At 59.2% G+C, this 15,962-nt stretch carries 17 protein-coding genes; 4 read left to right on the top strand and 13 right to left on the bottom strand.

Annotated features, from left to right (window positions below; translation table 11 throughout):
* Positions 1 to 37 precede the first annotated feature (37 nt).
* The 7 genes from ACT2B1_RS03215 to ACT2B1_RS03185 form a co-directional block, all read right to left on the bottom strand.
* Positions 38 to 352: a hypothetical protein gene (locus tag ACT2B1_RS03215; protein WP_481668557.1), complete on the bottom strand. Its 315-nt coding sequence runs from the start codon at positions 350 to 352 to the stop codon at positions 38 to 40.
* Positions 353 to 1,426 (bottom strand): phenylalanine--tRNA ligase subunit alpha, encoded by a 1,074-nt coding sequence (gene pheS / locus ACT2B1_RS03210; RefSeq protein ID WP_171239937.1) that lies wholly within the window; start codon positions 1,424 to 1,426, stop codon positions 353 to 355. It abuts the gene before it with no gap.
* 85 nt (positions 1,427 to 1,511) lie between these two features.
* Positions 1,512 to 2,579 (bottom strand): Hint domain-containing protein, encoded by a 1,068-nt coding sequence (locus tag ACT2B1_RS03205; protein ID WP_171239938.1) that lies wholly within the window; start codon positions 2,577 to 2,579, stop codon positions 1,512 to 1,514.
* A gap of 127 nt (positions 2,580 to 2,706) precedes the next feature.
* Complete coding sequence (locus tag ACT2B1_RS03200) at positions 2,707 to 4,077, bottom strand: glutamate--cysteine ligase (RefSeq protein ID WP_171122737.1); 1,371 nt, start codon at positions 4,075 to 4,077, stop codon at positions 2,707 to 2,709.
* Between the two features lie 64 nt (positions 4,078 to 4,141).
* Positions 4,142 to 4,669 (bottom strand): hypothetical protein, encoded by a 528-nt coding sequence (locus ACT2B1_RS03195; RefSeq protein ID WP_171239939.1) that lies wholly within the window; start codon positions 4,667 to 4,669, stop codon positions 4,142 to 4,144.
* Positions 4,666 to 5,514 carry a GNAT family N-acetyltransferase gene (locus tag ACT2B1_RS03190; protein ID WP_481668556.1) on the bottom strand — a complete coding sequence of 283 codons (849 nt, stop codon included), beginning with the start codon at positions 5,512 to 5,514 and terminating at the stop codon, positions 4,666 to 4,668. The genes ACT2B1_RS03195 and ACT2B1_RS03190 overlap by 4 nt, the downstream gene beginning before the upstream one ends.
* Complete coding sequence (locus ACT2B1_RS03185; protein WP_171122743.1) at positions 5,511 to 6,236, bottom strand: 16S rRNA (uracil(1498)-N(3))-methyltransferase; 726 nt, start codon at positions 6,234 to 6,236, stop codon at positions 5,511 to 5,513. The genes ACT2B1_RS03190 and ACT2B1_RS03185 overlap by 4 nt, the downstream gene beginning before the upstream one ends.
* A gap of 12 nt (positions 6,237 to 6,248) precedes the next feature.
* On the opposite strand from ACT2B1_RS03185, the gene ubiA reads away from it, so the two are divergent.
* The 3 genes from ubiA to ACT2B1_RS03170 all read left to right on the top strand — a co-directional run bounded on the left by ubiA (position 6,249) and on the right by ACT2B1_RS03170 (position 9,509).
* Positions 6,249 to 7,211 (top strand): 4-hydroxybenzoate octaprenyltransferase, encoded by a 963-nt coding sequence (gene ubiA / locus ACT2B1_RS03180; protein ID WP_481668555.1) that lies wholly within the window; start codon positions 6,249 to 6,251, stop codon positions 7,209 to 7,211.
* Positions 7,212 to 7,276: 65 nt separating this feature from the next.
* Entirely contained in the window at positions 7,277 to 9,187 is a 1,911-nt protein-coding gene (locus ACT2B1_RS03175) for an OmpA family protein (protein ID WP_481668554.1), read from the top strand.
* Between the two features lies 1 nt (position 9,188).
* On the top strand, positions 9,189 to 9,509 hold the full coding sequence (locus ACT2B1_RS03170) for a hypothetical protein (protein ID WP_170387322.1): 321 nt from the start codon (positions 9,189 to 9,191) through the stop codon (positions 9,507 to 9,509).
* Position 9,510: 1 nt separating this feature from the next.
* Here the strand turns inward: ACT2B1_RS03170 and ACT2B1_RS03165 are convergent, their stop codons facing one another.
* Genes ACT2B1_RS03165 through pgsA form a run of 3 tightly spaced genes read right to left on the bottom strand, consistent with a single transcriptional unit; the run spans position 9,511 to position 10,875 of the window.
* Positions 9,511 to 9,954, bottom strand: coding sequence for a molybdenum cofactor biosynthesis protein MoaE (locus tag ACT2B1_RS03165; RefSeq protein WP_171124299.1), 444 nt, complete (start codon positions 9,952 to 9,954; stop codon positions 9,511 to 9,513).
* A 3-nt stretch (positions 9,955 to 9,957) separates the two neighbouring features.
* Positions 9,958 to 10,203: a molybdopterin converting factor subunit 1 gene (moaD, locus tag ACT2B1_RS03160; protein ID WP_142635267.1), complete on the bottom strand. Its 246-nt coding sequence runs from the start codon at positions 10,201 to 10,203 to the stop codon at positions 9,958 to 9,960.
* A 3-nt stretch (positions 10,204 to 10,206) separates the two neighbouring features.
* Complete coding sequence (gene pgsA / locus ACT2B1_RS03155) at positions 10,207 to 10,875, bottom strand: CDP-diacylglycerol--glycerol-3-phosphate 3-phosphatidyltransferase (protein WP_171122753.1); 669 nt, start codon at positions 10,873 to 10,875, stop codon at positions 10,207 to 10,209.
* Between the two features lie 170 nt (positions 10,876 to 11,045).
* Between pgsA and ACT2B1_RS03150 the strand changes: the two genes are divergently transcribed.
* Entirely contained in the window at positions 11,046 to 11,930 is an 885-nt protein-coding gene (locus ACT2B1_RS03150; protein ID WP_171239942.1) for a DMT family transporter, read from the top strand.
* On the opposite strand, the gene uvrC is transcribed toward ACT2B1_RS03150, so the two are convergent.
* From uvrC to ACT2B1_RS03135, 3 genes are all read right to left on the bottom strand, one after another.
* Positions 11,927 to 13,801: an excinuclease ABC subunit UvrC gene (gene uvrC, locus ACT2B1_RS03145; RefSeq protein ID WP_171239969.1), complete on the bottom strand. Its 1,875-nt coding sequence runs from the start codon at positions 13,799 to 13,801 to the stop codon at positions 11,927 to 11,929. The genes ACT2B1_RS03150 and uvrC overlap by 4 nt on opposite strands.
* Before the next feature lie 290 nt (positions 13,802 to 14,091).
* Positions 14,092 to 14,871 carry an SDR family oxidoreductase gene (locus ACT2B1_RS03140; RefSeq protein ID WP_171122757.1) on the bottom strand — a complete coding sequence of 260 codons (780 nt, stop codon included), beginning with the start codon at positions 14,869 to 14,871 and terminating at the stop codon, positions 14,092 to 14,094.
* Between the two features lie 21 nt (positions 14,872 to 14,892).
* Positions 14,893 to 15,855 carry a calcium/sodium antiporter gene (locus ACT2B1_RS03135; RefSeq protein ID WP_171122759.1) on the bottom strand — a complete coding sequence of 321 codons (963 nt, stop codon included), beginning with the start codon at positions 15,853 to 15,855 and terminating at the stop codon, positions 14,893 to 14,895.
* Between the last annotated feature and the right edge of the window lie 107 nt (positions 15,856 to 15,962).

Raw genomic sequence — 15,962 nt, 5'->3', positions numbered from 1 at the left:
CCAGCCCGTGCGGGCGGTCTGGCGATAGCGCGGCGGCCTATCGGCCTTTGTTCCGTGCCCTTTCGTCGAGTTTTTTTGCCCCATCTTGTACATTTGAAATACGGTTTACTTTTTCGCGCTTGTCTATGAACTGAATGCCCAGCCGTATGTAGCCAACAAACAAACCTGGAATGGCGGCAAACATTATGATGAAGCCAAAAATGATGGACAATGGGCCAAACAGTGCCATTGTAATATGGGTTAATGCAATCGGTCCAAGGAGCAAGCCTAGCACCCACCAAAAGGGTGCGCCTTTTACTCGATCACTCCACCAATCGAAATAGCGCGCAAGATATACGCCCAGCGGGTACACCTACCTACTCAAACCACCATGCAGGTTCGGCATATCCAGCGCCGCGAACCCGTAGTGGCGCAGCCAGCGCAGATCGCTATCAAAGAACGCCCGCAGATCAGGAATACCGTATTTCAGCATCGCCAGACGGTCGATGCCGATGCCAAAGGCAAAGCCCTGATAGACCTCGGGGTCAATCCCACCGGCGGCGATCACCTTGGGGTGAACCATGCCGGAACCCAGAATCTCCATCCAGTCGTCGCCCTCGCCGATCTTCAGCTGGCCGTTATCCCAAGAACAGCGGATATCAACCTCAGCCGATGGCTCGGTGAAGGGGAAGTGCGAGGCGCGGAAGCGTAGTTCGACATCGTCTACTTCGAAGAACGCCTTAACGAACTCTTCCAGAACCCATTTCAGGTTCGCCATCGAGATGTCTTTGTCGATGGCCAACCCCTCGACCTGATGGAACATCGGCGTGTGGGTCTGGTCGTAGTCGGCGCGGTACACACCGCCCGGACAGATCACGCGGATCGGCGCGCCTTGCAGTTCCATCGACCTGATCTGCACCGGAGACGTATGCGTCCGCAGCACATGCGGAGGGCGATTGTCACCCTCAGCGCGGTGCATATAGAACGTATCCATCTCGGCCCGTGCAGGGTGGTGGCCGGGGATGTTCAGCGCGTCGAAATTGTACCAGTCGTCTTCAATGCGCGGCCCTTCGGCCACCGAGAAACCCAGTTCAGCAAAGATCGCAGTCAGTTCCTCGGTCGCCTGACTGACCGGGTGGATCGACCCCTGTCGGCGCGCGCGGGTCGGCAGGGTCACGTCCAGCCATTCAGTGCGCAGGCGTTCGTCCAGCGCGGCATCGGCCAAAGCCGCCTTTTTCGCGGACAGGGCCGAGTTGATCTCGTCCTTCAAAGCGTTCAGCGCAGGGCCTGCGACCTGACGTTCCTCGGGCGTCATCTTGCCCAGTTCGCGCATTTTTAGCGCGACCTCGCCTTTTTTGCCCACGGCCGCGACGCGGATCGCCTCAAGCGCGTTCTCGTCGCCTGCCTCGGCGATCTGCCCCAGATATTTTGCCTTAAGATCGTCCATGACGCTTCCTGAACCTGGCCTCTGACTGATGTTCAGGACCTGCTATCACAGCGACGCGCGAAAGCAAGAGGGGGCCGGTGCGCTTTCAAATCGACCGCAGCGCGATTGCCTCGGCCTTGCGCTGTACGGGCCGTGATGTCGGGCCATAGCTGCCAGGATGGTCGCGCAATTCGGGAAACAGCGCGAAAAGTTCATCCGCCGTGTCAGCACCAAGCCCCTTTAGCCCTTCACCCCCTGGAAAAAAACTCTCAGAAATCAAGCCAGAGGTTGAGACAAGCTGATGGCGATCAAACATCAGATGCACATAGCGCACGATATCGCAGGGCGCAGAGGCGATCGTTTTGCCATTGGTCAAAGCGCTGGCGGCGATCAGAACGTCGTCCTCGCCAAACAGCAATTGCGCCTGCCAGCCAGAAATCAGCAACCGATGTTGGGGTGAGACAAGGATGTCGCGCTGCGCGCCCAAGGTGCCGGCCTGAATCCGAACAGGGGCAAACCGGCCGTTGCCCCTGACCGTCTGCCCTCCGACCCACCGCACCGGGCACGCACCGTCGTCAACCGTCAAAACCAGATCGCCCGGCCGCAGCGTTTCAACCCGACGCGGGCCGTCCGGTGTCTCCACAAGCGCTCCCGTCACAAAACAGGCCGCACCGCTGTCACCCGGCGAAAGAGGCGCGTTAACCTGCGTATCAGGGTCTGGCTGATTAAACTGAATAGACGTCGTCGTCTGACCCGGATTTGTCAAAACCGGCAGGTTTTCCGAGGTCGCACCAGCAGCGGCCCCATCCAAAGCCAGAATATTCTGCGTCCCGCGACCGATGTCGTAAAAGTCGATTACTTCGTTCGTCGCGGTATTGGTGAGCGCATAAGCCTCAAAAATGTTCGGACCACCGCCGTTAGGATCGGTAAGCAGGATCGGGAAATCGTCCGCCGAGATCACAAAGACCTGCTCGCCGTTGTCAGGGTCGGTAAAGACCTGAACAGACGGGTCATCAAGCGGAATTTCTATGCCGACCGTACCATTGGCCTGATAAAAGGACACCGTGAAATCCGATGGGTCCTCGGACGGGCTGAGCGAGACTTCCAGAAACTCGGCCACGCCTGTTTGCGCGGCATACGCGTTCGAATAATGTAGTTCACTGATACGAGCCATATGTCCACCGACACACAAAGGTTTGTCGGGACTATACCCTCAAAACCAAAAACCGAACCTTAATACACATGAGATTTGGACCGGGGATCACTCAATTGCAACAATCCGGCGATCGGCGTGACGGCAATCAATAGCTGTATTCGGGATAAATCCGGGTCAGATCGCCGTTCCAGTCGCCATTGTAGTGATCCAGCAACTCGTCCGCGGGGACTTTGCCTGTCTCGATGCTGTCCTTCAGAGCGTTCAGAAAATGGGTCTCATCCGGAACCAACCCGCCAGCGCCGGGCAAGGCGCGGGACTTCAGGCCAGACTCGGCAATCGAAACAACTTCGCGCGCAAGATCGTGCATGTTGATGTTTCCGACCCGTGCCTGCAGGCCATCTTTAGCGGCCTCGACGCGTAAGGATTCGCGCGTTTCAGCGTCCCATCCTTTGACCAGATCCCACGCGGCATCCAGTGCACCCTGATCATAGGTCAGACCCACCCAGAAGGCAGGCAACGCACACAGCCGACGCCAAGGGCCGCCATCTGCGCCGCGCATCTCCATGAACTTCTTGATCCGCGCTTCGGGGAAGGCGGTCGTCAGGTGATCGGCCCAATCCGACAGGGTTGGCGTTTCACCGGGCAGCGCGGGTAGTTTGCCCTGCAGGAAGTCGCGGAAGGACATGCCCAGCGCGTCGATATACTGCCCATCGCGATAAACGAAGTACATCGGCACATCGAGCGCGTATTGCACGTAACGCTCGAATCCGAAGCCTTCTTCGAACACGAAAGGCAGCATTCCGGTCCGCGCATCGTCCAAATGCCGCCAGATATAGCTGCGCCAGCTTTTCTGGCCGTTCACCTTGCCCTCGAAGAACGGCGAGTTCGCAAACAGTGCGGTCGCCACCGGCTGCAACGCCAGCGCCACACGCAATTTCTGCACCATGTCGGCCTCGGACCCAAAGTCAATATTGACCTGAACCGTACAGGTGCGACGCATCATGGCGCGCCCCATGGTGCCAACCTTTTCCATATAGTCGTTCATCAACCGATAGCGGCCCTTGGGCATCAACGGCATCTCGTCATGGGTCCAGATGGGGGCCGCGCCCAGTCCGATGAACCCCACGCCGATCTCGTCGGCAATATCCTTCACCTCGCGCAGGTGGGTGTTCACCTCATCGCAGGTCTCGTGGATGGTCTCGAGCGGAGCACCCGACAACTCCAGCGCACCGCCGGGTTCAAGGCTGACATTCGCGCCGTCTTTCTCAAGCCCGATCAAGTGACCCGCTTCGCGCACCTCGGCCCAGCCATGGCGGTCGCGCAGACCTTCCAGCACAGCCACGATCGAGCGTTTGCCTTCAAACGGCAGCGGTTTCAGAGTGTCTTTGCAATAGCCGAACTTCTCATGCTCGGTCCCGATACGCCAATCGGACTTGGGCTTGCAGCCCGATTCCAGATATTCGGCAAGTTGTTCGTGGCGTTCGATCGGCCCGCCGCCGGACTGGGGGATGGACATGAACCGCTCTCCGATCCTGATGTGTCTGTCTTTCGGTCAGTCCTGCGGTGAAATGCCGCCAGTGTCAATGCAGCCGAAGATGTTGCGGGCGCATCGGCTTACGCTCCCATATGACCACCGGATGCACGCCTCCGCTGTTCAGTTCCGCCAGCATTGCTTCGGTTTTAAGCCCCGGCAAGGCCGAGAAAACGTCGAACAACGCCTCGGCCCCTTCTGCATTCACAGGAATGTGAAGCGCAGGCTGACCCGGCTGATCCAGAACCCAATGCGCAGGGTTCGAGGTCGGGTCCAATGCCAGCCGCTCGATTTCACGTGCAGCGACGATGCCACCATCCAACGGGCCAAGATAGGTGATCTGCCCTTCGTCAATAGTAACAACGCCGGGTCCGCCTGCTCCGGTTCTGAACCGCGCGCGTTGAATACCGACCACGGTCAACGCCGCGGCGACAATCACCAGCACCCACCCCAACCAGCCAAGCAGGCCCCCGGGGCCGCTGATCCAACTGAGTCCGACCAACAGAACCACACCGGCCGCCAGCACCTCGCGCCAGCGCCACAGGGTCAGTTTGGCTTCGGGTCGGATGAAACTCATGCCGGGTCCTTTGGGGTCTTGAACAGGATCAGGGAATACTGACCTGCGGGTTTAAATCCGATTGCGATATAAGCACGCGCAGCGGAATCGGAAGCCGCAAAAAGAACAGCGCGGGTTACACCCGCCGCCCGAGCCTCAAGCAGGTGCAGCGCGACAGCCAATTTCGCATAACCGCATCCGCGCAAGGTAGGCGGGGTATAAACGCCACCGATTTGCACCACTTCGGGCAATCGCGCATTGAATCCCGTCATTCCCACAGGCTGACCAGAAACCAGCAAAGCCCGGTGAGAATCGCGTTCGACATAGGCGGCAACGTCTTTCTTTGACTGGTTTTGCGCGCGATCCTCGTCGAAATCCATCGCTTCGGTCAGGTAGCTCTGACGCCAGCCCTCGGCAATCTCGCGATCCACATCACCCAGCGGCACTAGCGTGGCGCCGGACGTTTCGGGCAAGACGATGTGGTTCAGATACAGTGTGAAGCCCGGTTCGTCACTGTTCATGGTCGCAGGCCGATTATCCCACCCCGCCAAATGCATGAATCGGCGGGCCTGCGTTGCCTCGGCCGCCAGACCGAACAATGCGCGACCCCGGATCAACTCTATCGCTTCTAAAAGCTCGACATCGCTGCAATCAGGGCATTGCGGCAGCACCATACCCTCGTTCGTGATGGCAAGAATGGCACGCGGACTATCGCCCAATGCCCAGACATTCAACGCGCGCGGGTCACACCCCCGCAAACCAAAATCACGCAAATTGGCCAGAGGAAACATCGATGTCTGAATGTGTTTCGACAGAAACCGGTCGATCATTGGCACGTCTTCTTGTCGCGCCTGCCGCCACGTCACGTCCAATCCCCCAGCGCCTGCTGCCACATTGTCAGCGCAGCAACCGCCGCCGTATCCGCCCGCAGGATGCGTGGGCCCAGACTGACCACATGCGCAAAGGGCAACCCAGACAGGCGCGAGCGTTCCCGATCGGAAAACCCTCCTTCGGGCCCTATGAGGATAGCCCAGGGCTGATCCTTTTCGTTCGCTGCCAGACGCAGGGCTGATCCCACCTCGGCCTCGTCACAGAACATCAGTTGGCGACCGTCAGGCCATGCATCCAGCACGCGGTCCAGACGCTGCAGGTCGGCGACTTGGGGTACATAAGTCCCGCCGCATTGCTCAGCGGCTTCGACCGCGTGGGCCTGCAGGCGGTCCTGTCGGATACGTTCGGAATTGGTGAATTCGGTCTGGACGGGCAGGATGCGCGCGGCACCCATCTCGGCCGCCTTTTCGACAATGAAATCGGTCCGTGCTTTTTTGATCGGCGCAAAAAGCAGCCACAGATCAGGCGGAAGTTGCAAAGGTTTGGACTGTTTCAAACAGGTCAGCACCCCGCCGCGTTTTCCGGCCTGCACGACCTGGGCCAGCCACTCTCCGTCCTGGCCGTTGAACAGCGCCACGTGCCCGCCCACGGCCAGACGCATGACGCCGAAAAGGTAATGCGCCTGCTCGCGCGTCAAATCAACGGATTGCCCCGGACCCAGAGGGTGCTCTACATACAGTCTGATCTTTGCACTCATGAGACGTTACATATGCAAGGCAACGCCCCAACACCAGACGGTCAGGTCGCCGATGCGGTATCCGGCAACTGGGTCGATACACACGCGCCCGCTTTCGCCCGGCCATACTTGCGCCTGAGCCGTGCAGACCGGCCCATCGGCACATGGCTATTGCTGATCCCCTGCTGGTGGGGTCTGGCGCTGGCGATCCTGAGCGACGGCAATCCGCGTTTGGAAGATCTTTGGATCGCTGTCGCCTGTGCCATCGGTGCGTTCCTGATGCGGGGCGCGGGCTGCACATGGAATGATATCACCGACCGAGAATTCGATGCTCAGGTCGAACGCACCCGGTCGCGACCCATTCCTTCGGGACAAGTCAGTGTGCGGCAGGCTGCGTTCTGGATGGTGCTGCAATGCCTTTTGGCGTTGATGATCCTGCTGACCTTCAATCGGGCCGCCATAGCAATGGGCGTGCTGTCTCTGCTTCCTGTAACGATCTACCCTTTCGCCAAACGCTTCACTTGGTGGCCGCAGGTGTTTCTGGGCCTCGCGTTCAATTGGGGCATCCTTCTGACTTGGGCCGCGCATACGGGAACAGTCAGCGTTCCCGCAATCACGCTGTATCTGGCAGGCATCGCGTGGACGTTGTTCTATGACACGATCTATGCCCATCAGGACGCCGAAGATGACGAGCTGATCGGCATCAAATCCACCGCCCGTCTATTTGGTGAGAACACGGCGAAATGGCTGAAATACTTCCTTGTCGCAACCGTCGCGTTAATGGGCCTTGCGATCATCGACGCAGCAACGGCACAGGCGTCGACCCTTGCACTGTTCGTGGCTCTTTTCGGTCCTTGGGCGATGGGATGGCATATGGCGTGGCAGTTGCGCGGATTGGACACGGATGACAACGCCAAGCTGCTGCAATTGTTCCGCGCCAATCGGGACACCGGCCTTATTCCGCTGATCTTCCTTGGCGTCGCGTTGCTGGTCTGATTGCACCTCGGCGCAGGCCTCTGTAAGAGTGCTGCTCAATCACCCGAGGAGTCGATTGCCCGCACATGCGCCTGCCCTATTTCATCGCCGTTGCCCTGATTTTCCTCGTGTCAGCCGGAGTATCCCTGCTGGCGGCCAGTTACGCGGTGACAAAGGTCGAAGAGGCATCCGAATTCGCAGTGCGGCGCGCGCTGGACCTTAAAGGCCATGACTGGGCCGAAGTTGAATCCGACGGCCTGCGAGTCATCCTGACCGGAACCGCACAGGATGAGGCCGCCCGTTTCAACGCATTAACAGCCGCTGGGACCGAAGTTGATACGTCGCGCGTCATTGACGAGATGCAGGTTGAAGCGACGCGTCAGTTGGCTCCACCACGCTTTTCCGCAGAAATCCTGCGCAACGACGGCGGCATTTCGGTTATTGGCCTCATACCTGCCAGCCAGGACCGGGACGCGTTGGTAGACCGGCTTCGCAATCTGGATGGCGGCAAGGTCTCGGACCTGATGGAAACCGCAGACTATCCAAAGCCGAAAGGCTGGGAAGAAGCGTTAAACTATTCGGTTGAGGCTCTGGCGCGTCTGCCGCGCGCCAAAATCTCGGCCAGCCCCGGACTGGTCAAGATCACGGCCATCGCAGACAGCCAGCAGGAAAAAGAGCAACTGGAACAGGACTTGACCCGGGCAGCTCCCCCTAGCCTGCGCATCGGGCTGTCCATTTCAGCCCCAAGACCGGTGATCACGCCTTTCACCCTGCGTTATTTGATTGATGAGTCCGGCGGGACCTTTGATGCGTGCTCGGCGCAAGACGAAGAAGCGCGCGACACGATAATCCAAGCGGCGCAAGGTGCTGGTCTGACGGGTCCGTATTCCTGCACGATCGGGCTGGGTGTGCCATCGCCCCGCTGGCCCGAGGCTGCATCTCTGGGCATTCGCGCGCTGGCGGAAATTGGTCAGGGTTCAATCACAATTTCGGATGCTGATGTAACGCTGGTCGCCGCCGAAGGCACCAATCCCGCGCTTTTTGACAGGATCGTAGGCGAGCTTGAGGCCGCTCTGCCCGGTGTTTTCGCCTTGCACGCCGTATTGCCGGAACCGACCGAAGACGCACCTGCAGGTCCGACAGAGTTCTCCGCAACACGCAGCCCTGAAGGTCTGGTGCAGATGCGCGGCCGTTTGGGTGACGAAGCGGCGCGCGACATGGTCGACAGTTTCGCACGGGCGGCTTTTGGGTCTGAACGAGTTTATACCGCCGCTCGGATTGCCCCCGATTTACCGTCAGACTGGCCCGTGCGCGTGCTGGCCGGGCTCGAAGCCCTGTCTCACCTGCACAATGGCGCTCTGACAGTAACGCCGGATGATGTCGTCCTTAGCGGCATCAGTCACGATCCCGAGTCCAAGGCACGCATCGCCGGTCTGCTGTCCGAAAAACTGGGGGACGCGCAGGACTATACTCTGTCCATCACCTATCAAGCACCCCCTGAACCAGAAGACACGCTGCCGGACCCCGAAATGTGTGAGGAGCAGATCGCGGAAATTCAGGCAGCAACCAAAATTGCCTTCGAGCCGGGCTCGGCCACGATTGCGTCAGACTCGCGCGATACTGTGAACCAAATTGCCGACATTTTGCGAAAGTGCGGACCAATCCGGATGGAGATTCAGGGCCATACCGACAGTCAGGGCCGCGAAGAGATGAACCAACAACTCAGCCAGGCGCGGGCACAGTCCATTCTGAACGAATTGCGCGGCCGCCGGATTCCAACCGGCAGCTATTCGGCCGTCGGCTATGGTGAAACCCAGCCCATCGCAGATAACGACACCGAAGAAGGCCGTGAGGAAAATCGCCGGATCGAGTTCCGACTGATCCGACCCGAACCTGTCGCCAATTCCGAAACCGGGCTTGAGGCGATGGAAGCCACGACAGGCGACTCGGAAGACGCGCAGCCAGAAGCCGAAAATACCGGCGCAGAGGAACAGTAAGTTGAACAGAATCGAATTCATCATCGCCACCGCCGTTATCCTGTTTGCGGCATTCTGCATGGGCTGGTTCGCGAACTGGCTTGCGCACCGCCTGTCGCGTGTGCGTCAAAGCGATGTGGCCGATCTGGACCGCATGAGTCAGGAATTGCACGAAGCCGAAGAGACCCGCGATCAGGCGATTACCTACCTGCAACAGCGTGAAGCGGAACTGACCAACCAACTGACGCAGGCCGAGGCGGAATTGTCCGCAGCCATGGATGGCCTGCGCGCTGCACGTCAGGAGGCCGAGGAACTGCGGGGCCGTATCAACAACGCGGACTGACCTACCACCGGGTCAGCGCGTCTTCATCCTCGTCCTTGGCGGCCACCCAATCGGCCCCATCCGACGTGATTTCCTTTTTCCAAAACGGTGCGCGGGATTTCAGGTAGTCCATCAGAAATTCTGCAGCCTCGAACGCATCCTTGCGGTGCGGTGCGGCGGTTGCCACCATCATGATCCGATCCCCCGGAGCCAGTCGCCCGTGGCGGTGGATGACAAGGACATCACCCAGTGACCAGCGGCTTTGCGCCTCTTCCGCGATCTTGGTCAGGGCACGTTCGGTCATGCCGGGATAATGTTCAATCTCCATGACATCCAAATCGGCCGCAGCCAGATCACGGACAACGCCGGTAAATGTCACAATCGCCCCGTTTGCGGCATCACTCGCGGCAAAGGCGTTGGCTTCGGCCCCCAGATCAAACGCCTCTTCCTGAACCACGATACGCATGGATTAGCCGCCGGTCATGGGAGGGAAGAACGCGACTTCACGAACCCCGGCAAGCGGCGCGTCAAAGTCCGAAAGCTCCTGATCGAGCGCCACGCGCAGCGCCGAAAGATCAGCAAAGGCTGCGGCATAGCGATCCTCGCGCGCGCTAAGTTCCGCGACCAGATCGGAAACGGTCGCGGCTTCGGTTTCCACCCGCTCTTTCGGCAGGCCAATGCGCTCGCGCACCCAGGCGAAATACAGCACGTCCATCGCTTAACTCTCCTTCAGATGGGGCATGGCTTTACGTAGGTAGTCGTAGCCCGTGATCAATGTCAGGGTCGCTGCGATCCACAACAGCCACAATCCGATCCGGCCCGACCAGAACATCCCTTCAAGGTGCCAGCGGATGTTGTTTACATCACCTACCTGTCCCGTAAGAACCTGATCAATGGTCGTAGGATCCATTCCGAACGTGGACATCACAAAGTTATGCTCGAATATCCCTTGCGAAAACAAGATAGCGATCGCAACCATCTGCGCGGTGGTCTTCCACTTGGCCAGCTTGGTCACTTTCAGCGTCCCCGCCACATCGCCCAGATATTCGCGCAGGCCCGAGACAAACACCTCGCGGAACAGGATCACGGTTGCGGGCAGTACCAGCCACGGCGTCCAGTGTTCGGTGGAATATCCAACAAGGATCATCAGCGCGATCACCACCATTGCTTTGTCAGCAATCGGGTCCAGCATTGCACCAATCTTGGTTTCCTGTTTCCACGCCCGCGCCAGATAGCCATCAAACCAGTCGGTGATTGCGGCAGACAGGAACAGGATCAGGGCAAACCAGTCCGCATAGGGTCGGGTGAAATACAGAAACATCACGGCCAGACCGGGGGCCGCAAGCAGGCGAAGAACGGTCAGAATATTGGGCAAGTTCCACTTCATGACCCGACCCTACATCGCCGGTTCAGGACATAAAAGGTGGCCCATCGAAAATCTGACCCGATCACAGGTAGTTGTGGCGCCCGGGGTCAAAGGGTCGCAACCCCGAATGCGCGGCTTGGCGCGCGGGGGCTTTGCGGTCAGATTGGCGCGCGGTCCAGACAGAGCAAAACATGACACAGCACATTCAAACCGATCCCCGATCCAACCTGATCGGCAGCGCGTGGATGATCGCCGCAATGGCGCTGTTCGCGCTTGAGGATGCGCTGATCAAGGCGGCCTCGGCGGCGATTCCGATCTGGCAGGTGCTAGTCCTGTTTGGCGCGGGCGGCGCGGTGATCTATGCGGCGGTGGCCCTGCTTCGCGGCTCGCGGCTGTTTCAGGAAGATGTACTGTCGCGCCCCATGAAAGTACGTGTGGTGTTTGAAATTCTGGGGCGGCTGTTCTATGTGCTAGCCATCGCACTGACGCCGCTTTCATCCGCCACGGTGATCTTGCAAGCCACGCCTCTGGTCGTTGTCGCGGGGGCCGCGCTGGTCTTTGGCGAAACCGTCGGCTGGCGGAGGTGGAGCGCCATTCTGGTCGGGCTGATCGGCGTCGTGATCATCATTCAACCGACCGGAGACAGCTTTTCGCCCCTGTCCATCCTTGCGGTGCTGGGGATGCTGGGGTTCGCGGGCCGTGATCTGGCCAGCCGCGCTGCGCCCGCCTCACTGGGGACCGAGGTGCTGGGTTACTACGGTTTCCTCTGCATCATCATCGCCGGGCTGGCCTATCGGTTTTGGGAGGGGACACCGATGCAGCCCCTTACCCCGCATGTCAGCCTGCACATGACAGGCGCAATCGTGGTGGGCGTCTTGGCCTATGCCTCGCTGATGAAGGCGATGCGCACAGGCGAGGTCTCATCCGTCACGCCCTTCCGCTATTCCCGGCTGTTGTTCGGGATCGGGCTGGGCGTGGTCATGTTTGGTGAGCGACTGGACCAGACCATGTGGATCGGGTCGGCGCTGATCGTGGCCTCGGGCCTCTATATCCTGTGGCGCGGACGGCGAGCCTAGCCCTTGTCATGGAAGAAATCATAGACCTTCTGCGCCAACCCGGCTGAGATCCCCTCAACCGCTTTCAAATCCGCCAGGTTGGCCCGGCTGACCGCCTTGGCGCTGCCGAAATGAGTTAGCAACGCGCGTTTACGCGCCGCCCCGACGCCGGGGATTTCGTCCAGAGGCGTCGCCCCCACCGCTTTGGCACGTTTCGCACGATGGGTGCCGATGGCGAATCTATGCGCCTCATCCCGCAGGCGCTGGATGAAATACAGCACCGGATCATTGCGTTTCAGCGCAAAGGCGCGCTGGCCGATGCGGTGGAATTCCTCTTTGCCGTGGTCGCGATCCACGCCCTTGGCGACACCGACCATCGGGATGTCTTCGACGCCATGTTCGACCATGATTTCATGCACCGCGCTCACCTGACCCGCGCCACCGTCGATCAACAACAGGTCCGGCCAATGCCCCTTGTCGCGGTCGGGGTCTTCTTTCAACAGGCGGGTAAAGCGGCGGGTTAGGACCTCTTTCATCATGCCAAAGTCGTCGCCGGGGGTCAGATCATCCCCACGGATGTTGAACTTGCGATAGGCGTTTTTCATGAACCCTTCGGGGCCCGCCACGATCATCCCGCCCACCGCATTGGTGCCCTGTATATGGCTGTTGTCGTAGACCTCGATCCGGCTTGGCGGGCTGTCCAGGTCAAACGCCTCGGCCACGCCGCGCAACAGCTTGGCCTGCGTGGCGCTTTCCGACATGCGGCGGGCAAGTGATTCACGCGCGTTGCGCAGGGCACCCGCGACCAGTTCCTGCTTCTCGCCGCGCTGGGGGACAAGGATTTCCACCTTGCGCCCGGCCTTTTCCGACAATGCGTCCTGCATCAGATCGGCGTTTTCGACCGCATCCGACAGGATCAACTGACGCGGCGGTTCCTTGTTGTCGTAGAACTGACCAAGGAACGCCTCCATCACCTCGGCTGGCGACACATCCGCCCCCACCCGAGGGTAAAAATCCTTGTTTCCCCAGTTCTGGTTGGCGCGGATAAAGAACACCTGCACACAAGCCTGCCCGCTCTCCATATAGAGGCCGATCACATCCGCCTCGGCCACGCCGCGCGGGTTGATGCCCTGGGACGTCTGCACCTGCGTCAGCGCCCGAATGCGGTCGCGCAGGCTGGCGGCACGTTCAAACTCCATCGCCTCGGAGGCGGCCATCATCTGTTCAGCCAGTTCTTCCTGCACCTTGGTCGACCGGCCCGACAGAAAGCGTTCGGCATCCTTGACGCTTTCGCAGTAATCGCTTTCCGAGATCAGCCCAACGCACGGCCCCGAACAGCGCTTGATCTGAAACAGCAGACAGGGCCGCGTGCGGCTATCGAACATGGAATCCGAGCAGTTGCGCAGCAAGAACGCCTTTTGCAACTGGTTCAGCGTCCGGTTAACGGCACCCGCACTGGCGAAGGGGCCAAAATAGGCGCCCTTTTCTTTCTTCGCCCCACGATGCTTCTTGATTTGCGGAAACCCATGATCCTTGGCGACCAGAATGTTCGGAAAACTCTTATCATCGCGCAGCAGCACATTGTATTTCGGCTTGAGCTGCTTGATCAGGTTCTGTTCCAGCAGCAGCGCCTCGGTCTCGGTCCGCGTGGTCAGAAACATCATCGAGGCGGTCGCGGCGATCATCTTCTCGATCCGCCCCGAATGACCGGGCCGCGTATAGTTCGACACCCGCGCCTTCAGGTTCCGCGCCTTGCCCACGTACAGAACCCGGCTGTCCGCATCCAACATCCTGTAAACGCCCGGAGAACTGTCCAGCGTTTTCACATAACGCTGTATACATTTGTATCCAGTGGCTTGGCCGTCGGGGTTCGATTCGTTCTGGGTGGTCATGAGTCCGAAATATGATTCCCTGACCATGGCTGCAATCTTAAGCGTCTCAATTCAAGAGAAAACAAATCCACGGTTTCTGTGGATAACTATGAAGATAAGTTTCCAAGGGTCTCGATTTTCCCTTGATTCATTAAGGATTCCTTGATTTGCACAAAAAATAGGCGTCATGTTAACTGTCTGTTTTTAAATGTAATTTTTTCATACACATGGCAAGTGTATGAAAAAAAAGACAATTTTGTAACGCGCAAGTAACGGAAATGCGAGCGGTGCAAAACTTGAGGCAAAGATGCCTATTCAACCCCCAAAACATCCGGAGTTTGCCATCCAAGATGCTGCCCGCCATCGACGCATAGTAACTGCCCGGTCACGGCATGCGCGTCCAGAAAATATCCCAGCGCAGCGGTGATATCAGATGGGTTCGCGCCGCGTTCAAGCACGGTATTAGCGCGCTGCGCCTTGAAGTGATCTTCGCTTTGCCTGTGGCCCTGCATCGTCGGGCCGGGGCCGATCGCGTTGACGCGGATCGCGGGGGTTAGGGCCTGCGCCGCCGTGCGGGTCAGCGCCCAAAGACCCATCTTGGCAATGGTGTAGGACATGAACTCGGGCGTCAGTTTACGGACACGCATATCAACCATGTTGACGATCAGGCCAACTGCCACGGGCTCTCCCGCATCGTCGGTATCCGGTTCCAGATCCTGCTCTGCCATTGCCTGTGTCAGAACGAAGGGCGCGCGCAGATTACTGTCCAGATGCCGATCCCAGCTTTCACGGGTCGCCGTATGGATGTTATCATATTCAAAGATCGAGGCGTTGTTGACCAAACAGGTAATTGGCCCGCCCAAAGCCTCAGCCGCGCGCGGCAAAACCGTCTGGACCTGCGCCTCGTCCAGCAGGTCGGCCTGCAATGCGATAGCCTTGCGACCCATGGCCTGAACCTCGGATACAACCTCGGCGGCAGGATCGGCAGAAGTCGCGTAATGCACAGCAACATCATACCCGCGTTGGGCAAGGTACAAGGCCATGGCTCGGCCAAGGCGGATTCCTGCACCGGTTACCAACGCTCGGGTCATACGTACTCCCTCTTAATCAAGTCACGCCAACAAAGAGATGACGTAGACCGCATAGAGCAGAGTCAATAACAGTCCCCACCCACGCGTGATGTCTTTTTTGAAGAACACAAACGGGATCAGCAACAGCGACGCGCCCAACATGACCCACAGATCGAACCGCAGGAATTCCTGATCAACCGGAATAGGCCCGACCAGTGTGGCGATGCCCACGATGGCCAGCAGGTTGAACATGTTCGAGCCGATCACATTGCCTAACGCAACGTCCGCCTGACGGCGCAGGGCGGCCATGACAGTCGTTGCCAATTCCGGCAGCGAGGTCCCGACCGCGACCAATGTCAGGCCGATCACGGTTTCGCTGACGCCATAGGTGCGTGCGATGACGGTCGCATTATCCACCAGCAGATGCGCCCCCATCGGCAACCCGATCAGACCCAGAACCAAATAGATCGAGATCTTCCAATAAGGCATGTCCGGGTCGGCTTCTTCCAGCCCGTCAAGCTCTTCATCGTCGGCGCAGGCTTCGCCGCAGGCCTTGCGGTGAGCGTGGGCCTCGCGGAACGCATTCCACAGAACAAGACCAAGCGCGGCCAACAGGATCGCACCGCTGTACAAATTGAATATGCCACAGAAGGCCAGTCCGATGAAAAGAACTGAGGCCAGCAACATGAAGACATAGTTCTTGCGGCTGTCGCATTCACTGGTGTGCAGCGTCGCCAAAAGCGCAGGCAGACCCAGCACCAAAAGGATATTGGCCGTGTTCGACCCCACCACATTCCCCAGCGCGATCCCCGGCGCATTTTCCTTGATGGCGCTGATGGCAATCAGCAGTTCGGGGGCCGAGGTGCCAAAGGCCACGATTGTCAGACTGACGATCAGCGCGGGCACGCCCAGACGCAGGCTCAGGTTCACCGCACCACGCACCAGCGCATCACCCGCCAACAGCAGGATCAGCAGCCCGAGGCCGGAAAGCAGCCATGCCGTCATGTACGGCCTCCTTTTTCGCAGGCGCAAGGACCTTTGCCGATCCTGAACCGCCCGCAGCGCGGGCATCTTGAAGACTGCAACCTCTGCTGTCCCGGAAAGCGCAGTTT

This window comes from Ruegeria sp. S263 (genome assembly GCF_056780525.1).
This window is presented reverse-complemented; position numbering and strand designations above follow the sequence as displayed.

Bases quoted from the DNA above. Each gene is read 5' to 3' on its own strand.
- pgsA (WP_171122753.1), bottom strand. From the start codon at position 10,875: ATGAAGTGGAACTTGCCCAATATTCTGACCGTTCTTCGCCTGCTTGCG.
- ACT2B1_RS03150 (WP_171239942.1), top strand. From the start codon at position 11,046: ATGACACAGCACATTCAAACCGATCCCCGATCCAACCTGATCGGCAGC.
- ACT2B1_RS03185 (WP_171122743.1), bottom strand. From the start codon at position 6,236: ATGAGTGCAAAGATCAGACTGTATGTAGAGCACCCTCTGGGTCCGGGG.
- ACT2B1_RS03135 (WP_171122759.1), bottom strand. From the start codon at position 15,855: ATGACGGCATGGCTGCTTTCCGGCCTCGGGCTGCTGATCCTGCTGTTG.
- ACT2B1_RS03140 (WP_171122757.1), bottom strand. From the start codon at position 14,871: ATGACCCGAGCGTTGGTAACCGGTGCAGGAATCCGCCTTGGCCGAGCC.
- ACT2B1_RS03200 (WP_171122737.1), bottom strand. From the start codon at position 4,077: ATGTCCATCCCCCAGTCCGGCGGCGGGCCGATCGAACGCCACGAACAA.
- moaD (WP_142635267.1), bottom strand. From the start codon at position 10,203: ATGGACGTGCTGTATTTCGCCTGGGTGCGCGAGCGCATTGGCCTGCCG.
- ACT2B1_RS03205 (WP_171239938.1), bottom strand. From the start codon at position 2,579: ATGGCTCGTATCAGTGAACTACATTATTCGAACGCGTATGCCGCGCAA.
- ACT2B1_RS03195 (WP_171239939.1), bottom strand. From the start codon at position 4,669: ATGAGTTTCATCCGACCCGAAGCCAAACTGACCCTGTGGCGCTGGCGC.
- uvrC (WP_171239969.1), bottom strand. From the start codon at position 13,801: ATGACCACCCAGAACGAATCGAACCCCGACGGCCAAGCCACTGGATAC.
- ubiA (WP_481668555.1), top strand. From the start codon at position 6,249: ATGCAAGGCAACGCCCCAACACCAGACGGTCAGGTCGCCGATGCGGTA.
- pheS (WP_171239937.1), bottom strand. From the start codon at position 1,426: ATGGACGATCTTAAGGCAAAATATCTGGGGCAGATCGCCGAGGCAGGC.
- ACT2B1_RS03165 (WP_171124299.1), bottom strand. From the start codon at position 9,954: ATGCGTATCGTGGTTCAGGAAGAGGCGTTTGATCTGGGGGCCGAAGCC.
- ACT2B1_RS03175 (WP_481668554.1), top strand. From the start codon at position 7,277: ATGCGCCTGCCCTATTTCATCGCCGTTGCCCTGATTTTCCTCGTGTCA.